The organism is Nocardiopsis sp. TNDT3, from assembly GCF_003427465.1.
Classification (GTDB): Bacteria; Actinomycetota; Actinomycetes; order Streptosporangiales; family Streptosporangiaceae; genus Nocardiopsis; species Nocardiopsis dassonvillei.
Map to the genome: position 1 here is coordinate 1 of NZ_QPFC01000179.1, position 9,453 is coordinate 9,453.

The 9,453-nt window shown below is 73.1% G+C and carries 8 protein-coding genes; 2 read left to right on the forward strand and 6 right to left on the reverse strand.

All coding sequences use genetic code 11. The annotated features are described in order from the left end of the window. The first annotated feature begins 510 nt into the window (after nt 1-510). Nucleotides 511-2,010 carry a SulP family inorganic anion transporter gene (locus DQW06_RS04895; protein ID WP_117198037.1) on the forward strand — a complete coding sequence of 500 codons (1,500 nt, stop codon included), beginning with the start codon at nt 511-513 and terminating at the stop codon, nt 2,008-2,010. Nucleotides 2,011-2,202: 192 nt separating this feature from the next. On the opposite strand, the gene DQW06_RS04900 is transcribed toward DQW06_RS04895, so the two are convergent. The 4 genes from DQW06_RS04900 to DQW06_RS04915 all read right to left on the reverse strand — a co-directional run bounded on the left by DQW06_RS04900 (nt 2,203) and on the right by DQW06_RS04915 (nt 5,221). After that, nucleotides 2,203-2,403 (reverse strand): ferredoxin, encoded by a 201-nt coding sequence (locus DQW06_RS04900; RefSeq protein WP_013154496.1) that lies wholly within the window; start codon nt 2,401-2,403, stop codon nt 2,203-2,205. Beyond that, nucleotides 2,400-3,092 (reverse strand): TetR/AcrR family transcriptional regulator, encoded by a 693-nt coding sequence (locus tag DQW06_RS04905; protein WP_117198038.1) that lies wholly within the window; start codon nt 3,090-3,092, stop codon nt 2,400-2,402. The genes DQW06_RS04900 and DQW06_RS04905 overlap by 4 nt, the downstream gene beginning before the upstream one ends. Further along, nucleotides 3,086-4,306 (reverse strand): cytochrome P450, encoded by a 1,221-nt coding sequence (locus DQW06_RS04910; protein ID WP_117198039.1) that lies wholly within the window; start codon nt 4,304-4,306, stop codon nt 3,086-3,088. Before DQW06_RS04910 ends, DQW06_RS04905 begins: the two co-directional genes overlap by 7 nt. Before the next feature lie 150 nt (nt 4,307-4,456). Beyond that, nucleotides 4,457-5,221 carry an SDR family NAD(P)-dependent oxidoreductase gene (locus tag DQW06_RS04915; protein ID WP_071622581.1) on the reverse strand — a complete coding sequence of 255 codons (765 nt, stop codon included), beginning with the start codon at nt 5,219-5,221 and terminating at the stop codon, nt 4,457-4,459. Between the two features lie 214 nt (nt 5,222-5,435). Between DQW06_RS04915 and DQW06_RS04920 the strand changes: the two genes are divergently transcribed. Next, nucleotides 5,436-6,071, forward strand: coding sequence for a TetR/AcrR family transcriptional regulator (locus DQW06_RS04920; protein ID WP_117198040.1), 636 nt, complete (start codon nt 5,436-5,438; stop codon nt 6,069-6,071). 282 nt (nt 6,072-6,353) lie between these two features. Here the strand turns inward: DQW06_RS04920 and DQW06_RS04925 are convergent, their stop codons facing one another. After that, nucleotides 6,354-8,657, reverse strand: coding sequence for a rhamnogalacturonan lyase (locus tag DQW06_RS04925; RefSeq protein WP_117198041.1), 2,304 nt, complete (start codon nt 8,655-8,657; stop codon nt 6,354-6,356). Between the two features lie 523 nt (nt 8,658-9,180). Then, nucleotides 9,181-9,453 (reverse strand): zinc-binding dehydrogenase (locus DQW06_RS04930; RefSeq protein WP_370449058.1); only part of this gene is annotated, 273 nt, incomplete at its 5' end.

The following is a 9,453-nucleotide window of genomic DNA, read 5'->3' on the forward strand; positions in this document are numbered from 1 at the left end:
GTGGAACACGGCCGCCTTCGCCCCCCGGGCGCGCGTCATGGACCGCGCCCCCACCCCACCAGCCGCAGGCTGAAACCGCTCCCGTAAGACGCGGACCACGGACACGGCCCCGCGGCCCCCGACCGCACCCGCACCCGCACCCGCACCCGCACCGACGGTCACGGTGCGCCGCCACCAGTGGAGCACCCACCCCTGCCCGGAGGAACAGCCGCACCCTTCCGTCGTGTGAGGGTTGTCTCAGTCGCCGCGAGCGAATCAGACTCTCACGTAAGAGTAGAGTTTCTCCGGGTCGTCACCCGCGCACGAGCGGAGGACCACCACACCCTCTTCCCGGCCCGGCCCAGGGGCACGGCCGGGCCCGCGGCGACGAAGCCGCGCCGGGGCGTCACCGACATCGCCCCGGATCCCCGTGCGCACCAGCGCACCCCCGCCTCACCCGGCGCGCGTCCGCGCCGTGCACGAACGCCTGACCCGACACCGCGGTCCTCGTTGTGGGCTGCCCGAAACCCGATGGGTGCCATGAAACTGCCCGTGAAGACCCCCAGGTCACTCAAGGCCCGGATCCCCGCCGCCGCGCAGCTGCGCGCCGACGTTCTGACCGGACTGGTCGTCGCCCTGGCCCTGATCCCCGAGGCCATCGCCTTCTCCCTCATCGCCGGGGTCGACCCCCGCGTGGGCCTGTACGCCTCCTTCGTGATGGCCGTGTCCATCGCCTTCCTGGGCGGGCGGCCCGCGATGATCTCCGCCGCCACCGGAGCGATGGCCCTGGTCGCGGCGCCGCTGTCGATGGAGCACGGCGTCGACCACCTGATCGCCGCCACCATCCTGGCCGGGCTCATCCAGGTCGCCCTGGGCCTGCTCGGGGTGGCCAGGCTGATGCGGTTCGTGCCGCCCAGCGTCATGACCGGGTTCATCAACGCCCTGGCCATCCTCATCTTCACGGCCCAGCTGCCCTACCTGGAGGGCGTGGGCGTGCCGATCTACGTCATGGTGGCCGTGGGCCTGGTCATCGTCTTCGGCCTGCCCCGCCTGACCAGGGCGGTCCCCGCTCCGCTGGTGGCCATCGTCGTGCTCACCGTCGCCGCGCTGGCCCTGGGCGTCCCGGCGCAGACGGTCGGGGACATGGGCGAACTGCCCGACACCCTGCCCGTGCCGCTGATCCCGGACGTGCCCTACACGCTGGACACGCTGGTCCTGATCGCCCCCTACTCGCTGACCCTGGCCCTGGTGGGGCTGATGGAGTCGCTGATGACCGCCAAGGTCGTCGATGACCAGACCGAGACCGCCTCGAACCACGGCCGCGAGGCACGCGGACAGGGCATCGCCAACGTGCTGGTCGGGTTCTTCGGCGGCATGGCCGGGTGCGCGATGATCGGCCAGACCATGATCAACGTCAAGTCCGGGGCCCGCACCCGCGTCTCGACCTTCCTGGCCGGCGTGTTCCTGATCATCCTGTGCGTGGCCCTGGGCGACCTGGTGGGCATGATCCCGGTCGCGGCGCTGGTCGCGGTGATGTTCTTCGTGGCCGTCGTGACCTTCGACTGGCACAGCGTCGCCCCGGCCACCCTGAGGCGGATGCCCTGGACCGAGACCCTGGTCATGGCCATCACCGTCGCCGTGGTCGTGGCCACCCACAACCTGGCCCTGGGCGTGATCGTCGGGGTCGTGGTGTCCATGGTGCTCTTCGCACGCCGGGCCGCCATGCAGGCCGACGTCACCAGCGTGCTCGACCCCGAGGGCGGCACCCGCGTGTACTCGGTCAACGGCGAGGTGTTCTTCGCCTCCACCGGCGAGCTGGTCAACCGGTTCGACTACACCGAACAGGGTCTGGAGAAGGCGGTGGTGGACATGTCCAACGCGCACGTGTGGGACTCCTCGGCCGTGGCCGCCCTGGACCAGGTCACCGAGCACTTCCGCAGGCACGGGGTGCGGGTGGAGATCACCGGCCTCAACGGGCCCAGCGCGCACCTGCACCGGGAGCTGTCCGGGACCCTCACCGGCGGCCACTGACCCGGGGCGCCGGAGGGCGGCCCGCCGGAAGCATGGCGGGCCGCCCCCGTGTTTCCTCGGACCGTGCCCCGGCCGCGGCGGCGCCGGGGAAGGACGGCCCCGGCCGGGTGGAATGGGTACGGCCGGGCGGGGCGGACGAGCCTGACCGGGCGCGGCCGGTCGCGGGACGCGCGCTCCCCCCGCCCGGCGCGGTCAGGCCTCCTCGTCCACGTGGATCGCTCCGGTGGGACAGACCTGCCCCGCCTCGCGCACGGCCGGGTACAGGTTCTCCGGCGGCCGTTCGGTGAGCAGTTCGACGATGCCGTCCTCCTCCCTCTGGTCGAACACCTCCGGGGCGAGCAGCACGCACTGACCGGCGCCGCAGCACCAGTCCTGGTCGACGGTCACCCTCATGGTCGCTCCTCCTTCGTCGTCGCGGCGTGGTCGCGCCCCTCGGCCGGGGTCGCGGGGGCGAGCCAGATCCCCGTGAGCGCGTCCACCAGTCCGGTCGCCGTGTCCTCCCAGCTGCACCGGGGCGTCGCCGTCTCCTCGGCGAGCGCGCGCTCGCGTTCGGCGCACGTGTGCACGATCAGGTGGCGGGTCATGTCCTCGCGTTCGGCGCGCACCCGCGGCGGCAGGTCGGGCAGGCTGGCGCGCAGGCCGAGGAGGACCCGCCCGAGCGGGGGCGAGGTGAGCGTCTCCTCGGTCATGATCACGCGCAGGCCCGGGTCGGTCATGACCTGCGCGGAGAAGCGGGCGAACCAGCTCGGGACGCCCAGGTCCGCGAGGTGCCGGGTCACCGGCCGGACCAGGCAGGCGATCCAGTCGCCCGCCCCGGCCGGGTCTCCCGCCTCCTCGACCGCCCGCGCCCACAGCGGTTCGAGCCGGTCGGTGTGCGTGCGCACGATCGCGCGCACGAGGTCGGTCCTGGTGCCGAAGTGGTAGCCGACCGCGGTGTTGTTGCCCTGACCGGCGGCCGTGCTGATGCCGCGGTTGGACACCGCGAACAGGCCGTGTTCGGCGAACAGGCGCTCGGCGGTGGACAGGATCAGCTCCCGCGTGGTGTCGGCCCGTTCGGTCCGCGTCCTCGGCACGGTCACCACCGGACCGGGACCTCGCGCAGTCCGCCCACGACCAGGCCGTCGAGTCGCCGCAGCTCCGCCGCGGGGACGGCCAGCTCCAGCGTGGGGAGTCTGCGCAGCAGCACGTCGAGCACGGCCTGGAGTTCGGTGCGGGCCAGCGCCTGCCCCAGGCACGAGTGCGCCCCGGCGCCGAAGCCCAGGTGCGGGTTGGGCACGCGCCCCAGGTCCATCTCGTCCGCGTTCTCGAACGCGCTCTCGTCCCTGTTGGCGGCGCCCATGCTGCACATGACGGTGGTCCCGGCGGGGACGGTGGCGCCGCCGATCTCGGTCTCCTCGGTGATGTAGCGCGGCAGGCCGAGCCCGGAGTTGGCGTCGAAGCGCAGCGCCTCCTCCACGGCGGAGCGCACCAGCGTCCGGTCGTCCAGCAGCCTCTCCCAGCGGCTCCGGTCGTCCAGCAGCATCGCCACCATCTTGCCGATCATGTTGGCGGTGGTCTCGTGCCCGGCGACCAGCAGGCCCATGCTGGTGGCGACCAGCGCGGAGGTGGGCAGGTCGTACCCGGCCTCGGCGGTCTCGGTGATCAGGGAGCTGATCAGGTCCTCGCGCGGCTCCGCCCGCTTGGCCTCGACGTGGCCGCCCATGTACGCGAGGAACTCGGCCTGGGCCCGGTCCATCTCCTCCTGGGTGTAGCGGGTGAGGTTGAGCAGCGCGTCCGACCAGTGGGAGAAGCGGTCGCGGTCGGAGTCCGGCACGCCGAGCATGTCGCAGATGACCCACACCGGCAGGGGGAAGCCCAGGTCCGCCCTGAGGTCGGCCGGGTGGCCGCGCTCGACCATGCCGTCGACGAGCTGGTCGGCCATGGCCTCGATACCGGGCCGCAGCGCGTTCATGCGCCTGGCGGTGAACCACTTGCCGACCAGCCGCCGCCACTGCCGGTGCTCCTCCCCGCTGTCGGGGACCGCCGCCGCCAGGTCGCTGTTGAACACGCCGCCCGTCGCGCTGGCCGAGACCCGGGCCGCGTCCTCGGCGTCGAGCCGCCGGGTGAAGCGCGGGTCGGAGAGCACCCGCCTGACGTCCTCGTAGCGGGTGACCACCTCCGCCCGGTCGCCGCTGGGCAGCCGTACCCCGGCGACGGGGCACCGCCGCCTCAGCTCGGCCCACTCGGCGGGCGGCTCCAGCGCCTCCGGGCCGGGGAAGGGGTAGTCCATCAGCGGTTCGGTCCCGTCGGCACCCACAGCCCTCACTCCTCTGCGTCAGCGGTACGTACACGTACAGTGAACGTCCGCCGCGGCGTTGAGTCAAGCGACTGACTTAAGAAGTGGGGCGTAGGCGTCGGGGCGGCCGCCGTCGCGGTCCCGGGGCCGGGTCCGCGCGCGGTCGCCTCCTCAGACGGCCGACCAGCCGTTGTCCACCGGCAGCACCGCGCCGCTGATGCTGCTCGCCGCGTCGGAGGCCAGGAAGACGACGGCGGCGGCCAGTTCCTCGGCCCGCGCCACGCGGCCCATGTTGGACATGAAGGTGCCGAGGGTGGTCGGACCGTGGGGCGCGGAGGCGACGTCGACGGTGATCGAGGTGGCCGTGCCGCCCGGGGCGACGGCGTTGACCCTGATCCCCTTGTCGCGGTACATGACCGCGGTGGACTTGACCAGGCCGACCACGCCGTGCTTGGAGGCGGTGTAGGCGGCCCCGGCGGCGCTGCCGCGCAGGGAGGCCTCCGATGCGGTGAAGACGACCGATCCCCGGCCCTGCTCCGCCATCAGGGGCAGGACGGCGCGGGTGAGCAGGAAGGGCGCGGTCAGGTTCACCCGCAGGAGCCGCTCCCAGACCGCGTCGGTGACGTCGGCGGTGGCGGACATGTCGTCCATGATCCCGGCGTTGTTGACCAGGACGTCGACACCGCCGAGGCGTTCGACGGCCGTGGCGACGACCCGGTCCACGACCTCCTGGCTGCTGAGGTCGCCGACCACGGTCTCGGCGGTGCCCCCGGCCGCGCGGATCTCCTCGGCCGCCTCCCGCGCGGTGTCGGCGTTGAGGTCGGCGATCAGGACCCCGGCGCCCTCCTTGGCGAAGCGCAGCGCGCTCGCGCGGCCGATGCCGGAGCCGCCTCCGGTGACGATGACGTTCTTGTCCTTCAGGCCCAGGCCGGTCATGGGAAGCCCTCTCGTTGCCGCTGGTGGCGGCCGCGGCGGCCGCTTTTGTCACTGTAGGACTTTTTGTCGCTCAGAGACAAATATTGTTCTGCCTGGTCCGGACGTCAGTAGAGTGGACACGCCCAGACGCCGCGGACACGGGAGGGGGGCGGTCGTGCCGGGAACACCGTCCGCGCAGACGCCCCGCGCACCCTCGGGGCGGGGCCGCCCGCCCATGACCGAGCGGCGCAGGGAGATCGTGCGCACGGAGATCGCGCGCGCGGCCGTGCGGCTGTTCACCGAGAACGGGGTGTCGGGCACCACCGGCGACGACATCGCGCACGCGCTCGGCATCTCCACCAGGACGCTGTGGCGCTACTTCCCCAGCAAGGAGAGCTGCGTCCGGCCGCTGCTGACGACGGGCCTGGAACACATGGCCGAACGCCTGCGCGCCTGCCCTCCCGGGGTCCCCCTCCTGGAGTACCTGGAGCGGGAGCGGTTCTTCGACGGCGAGCCGCAGGTCGTGGAGGGGCCCGTAGCAGACCTCATCCGGATGACCCGCACCGAACCGGCGCTCATGGCGGTGTGGCTGGAGGTCCACCACGCCGCCGAGTCCGTCTTCGCCCGGATCATCGCCGACCGCACCGGCGAGTCCCCCGACAGCCTGCCCGTCCGCGTCCAGGCGGCCACCCTCAACTCGGCGCTGCGCCTGGCCGCCGAGGAGCGGGCGCGCCTGGGGGACGACGGGCGCGGCCTTCCGCCGGAGGGAGTGGGGCCGCTGCTGCGCACCGCGCTGACCACCGCGGCCCGCGGCCTGCCCGCCTTCGGGCACGAGGGCGGGGACGAGCACGGGCACGCGCCCTCGGACTGAGGGTGTCCGCGCCGCCCCCGGTCGCCGCCAGCACGGGGACGCGCTCTCAGACTGAGGGTGTCCGCGCCGACCCCGGCCGCCGCTACTGCCGGTGCGGGGACGATGCCCTCGAAGGCGCGATGGTTCCGGGAGGCCGCCCCTCTCCCGCCGCGCCCGGTGCGGCTGCGGCGTGCGGCGGAGCGGATCGGGTCGAACCGGTACCGCCTGTGGACACGCACCCCAGCACCCGGATGCGAACGTGCCCCGGACGGCCGTGCCGCCGGGGCACGCGCCTGCCCGCTCCTACTCCGGGTAGACGGCTTCGGGAACCTCCACCCGCGCCCAGTCGGTGTCCGCGCCCAGGTGGAAGGACGTGTACGCGGGCTGGTTGTAGCCGGTCTGCTGCCGGGCCACGTCCACCCGGTACTGCGGGTCGTGCATGAGGGTGTGCAGCCGGTGTCCGGTCACCTCGGTGCTGGTGAGGATCCGCAACGCGCCGCTGTCCTCCGTGCGCAGGACCAGCTCCTCGCGCCAGTCGCCGAGCACGTCCGCGACCAGGGCGGGGTTGCCCTTCGTCCCGTTGTTGGTGAGCGTGCCCTCGGCGGTGAGCAGGGTGCCGCGCCGCCAGTCCTCGATCCTCGGGTCCTCGGTACCCTCGACGATCTGCGTGGTCATGTCGGCGGACCAGCGGATGCTCATGTTCGTCCCGGGGGTGCGGTCGCCCAGGAACTCGCCGTCCGCGCTCCACAGGCCCGCCTCGCCCCCGCCTCCGGGCGGCATCGAGGACCACGCCTCCAGACCGGGGACGTCCGGATCGACGTCGCCGACCATGCCCCGGCCGGTGTCGGTGCCCGTGTACCCGCCGAACAGCACCTCGCCGGTGGCGGCGTCGCGCATCGCGAATCCGTACGGCGCGCTCGCGCCGCCCTCGTGCACGGTCCAGACCTCCAGGCCCTCGCGCTCCGGGTCGAGGTCGCCCACGTGCATCGCGTCGCCGTGCCCGAGCTTGGTCGTCTGGCCCTCGATGGCGCTCCCGGGCGGCCCCTCGGCGTGCGAGGAGTACAGCAGCGACCCGTCGTCGTCCAGGGTCGCGGAGCCGTAGACGACCTCCTGTCGGCCGTCGGCGTCCACATCGGCCACGCCGAAGGAGTGGAAGCCCTGTCCCGCGAGCGTGCCCATGTCGGGATCGGAGCCCCGACCGCCGTGCGGGGAGGCGTCGAACGGGTTGTCCATGGGCACGTGCCCGCTGTCCGCGATCCAGCGCGTGCTGATGTCCTCGCCGTCGAAGTCGTAGGCGGCCACGGCCGAGCGCGTGTAGTAGCCCCGGGCGAACACCGCCGACGGGCGGGTGCCGTCCAGGTAGGCCACGCCCGACAGCAGCCGGTCCACCCGGTTGCCCGGCTCGATGCGCGCCATCGCGTAGTCGCCCCACATCAGGCCGTCGTCGCCCCGGCCCGGCTCGTAGCGGACGGTGTCCAGCTCCGCGCCGGTCCCGCCGTCGAACACCGTCAGGTACTCGGGGCCGTCCACGACGAAGCCCTCGAAATCGCGCAGCTCGTTGCGCGCGCTGCGCGAGGGCGCGTACTCGTCGAGGAAGAAGTCCGCGAGGGCCCCGGCGTCCTCCTCGCTCAGGGGGTAGTCATACCTGGGCTCCCCGCCGAAGGCCTCCTCCAGGATGGCGGGCCAGTTCCCGGCCACCACCTCGGGGTGCCCGTGCCAGCCCCGGAACACCTCCACGACGTGCTCGCGGTAGTCCTCGGCGCTCATCCGGTAGTCGTCGCCGTGATCGACCCCGGCCTCGACGTCCTCGTCCGGCAGGGTGATGTGGTCCCCGGCCGCTCCGCCGTTCCCGTCGAAGGTCAGCGTCCGGGTGCCCGGGGCGGTCTTGAGCATGATCTCCGAACGGCCGTCGCCGTCGAGGTCGTAGACGACGAACTGCGTGTAGTGCGCGCCCGACCGGATGTTGACGCCCAGGTCGATGCGGTGCAGCAGCTCGCCGTCCAGGGTGTAGGTGTCCACGTACGTCGGACCGGTGTAGCCCCGCTGCGAGACGTCCTTGGAGTTGGTGGGGTCCCACTTGACGACGAACTCGTACCGCCCGTCGCCGTCCACGTCGCCGACGCTGACGTCGTTGGCGGTGTAGCCGTACTCCTCCCCCGCCGGGGTGGTGCCGCCCTCGGGTTTGCGGAGCGGCAGGTCGTGGTGCCCCTCGGCCCACACGGCGGCCTCGCCCTCGGGGCCGACGCCGGGCCTTCCCCGGGGGACGGGGACCACCCGGTACTCGGAGTCGGCTCTCCCCTCCTCGTCCAGGAAGTTGGTGCTGTCGCGCACCATCCCGACGACCCGGCCATCCCGGTACACCCGGAACTGCGGGCCCCGGAGCCCGGAGCCGGTGTGCCCGTCGACCTCGGAGGCGAGCAGGCGCCAGCTCAGGAAAACGCCTTCCGGAGTGTCGACCGCAATCAGGCCGCGGTCCAGCCGTTCGAGCTGGACGCCGGAACCGGTGTCCGGCTCGGCCAGAGCGGCGGAGCTTCCGGCCATCACCAGGGCACATACGCCCGCGAGCAGCGGACTCGTTCTTCGGACGGAACGCGGGGGGATCCCCATGGGCACGCCTCCTTGAACAGCGGGGGTGACCCACGTTACAAGGCAAGCGCTTTCCAACCAAGGCCCCCACCGAGCGGACCGCCGCTGCGCCGGGGACGTACCCGTGCACGGCCGGGGCCGCACCCGCCTGTGCCAGGCCACGGCCCGCGACCGGGAGCACCGCCCGCGCCGGGAAACCCGGCTCGCAATCCGAACACACCGACCGCAACCCAGACGCACCGCCCGTGCCAGAACGCCCCCGCCCGCGACCGGAGCGCAACGCCCGTGCCGGGACGCCCCCTCGCGACCGGAACGCAACACCCGTGCCAGGACACACCGCCGCGCACCGGCGACACGCACCGGCGGCACGCGAACGGGCGCGGTTGGCACGCCGGACCTCCCCTTCCGCCCTCCGGCGGAGGCGGTGTCCGTCCCCTCGACGCGGACCGCCCCTCACCTCGGGCGGACCCGGCGTGCCGCCGCGGGCCCGACCGGACCCGTGGGCCCGGCCGGGCGCTCCCTCCCGGCGTGGTCGAAGATCCCCCTACGGGACGAGGATCGCGCGGCCTCGGATCCGCCCGGCGTCGAGGTCGTCCAGCGCGTCCTGGAAGCGGTCGAGCGGGTACTTGCTGGTGTGCAGCCGCACGTGTCCCCGCGCCGCCAGCACCATCAGCTCGCACAGGTCGTTGTAGGAGCCGACGAGGTTGCCGACGAAGTTGATCTCCGCCGAGATGACGTCGATCGTCGGCACATCGATGTTCTCGCCGTACCCGACGACGTGGTAGTCCCCGGCACGGCGCAGGAACCGCACCCCGTC

What these genes read in the sequence shown, in the direction of transcription:
- DQW06_RS04915 (WP_071622581.1), bottom strand. Translation starts at nt 5,221, where the DNA reads ATGACCGGCCTGGGCCTGAAGGACAAGAACGTCATCGTCACCGGAGGC.
- DQW06_RS04925 (WP_117198041.1), bottom strand. Translation starts at nt 8,657, where the DNA reads ATGGGGATCCCCCCGCGTTCCGTCCGAAGAACGAGTCCGCTGCTCGCG.
- DQW06_RS04900 (WP_013154496.1), bottom strand. Translation starts at nt 2,403, where the DNA reads ATGAGGGTGACCGTCGACCAGGACTGGTGCTGCGGCGCCGGTCAGTGC.
- DQW06_RS04895 (WP_117198037.1), top strand. Translation starts at nt 511, where the DNA reads ATGGGTGCCATGAAACTGCCCGTGAAGACCCCCAGGTCACTCAAGGCC.
- DQW06_RS04920 (WP_117198040.1), top strand. Translation starts at nt 5,436, where the DNA reads ATGACCGAGCGGCGCAGGGAGATCGTGCGCACGGAGATCGCGCGCGCG.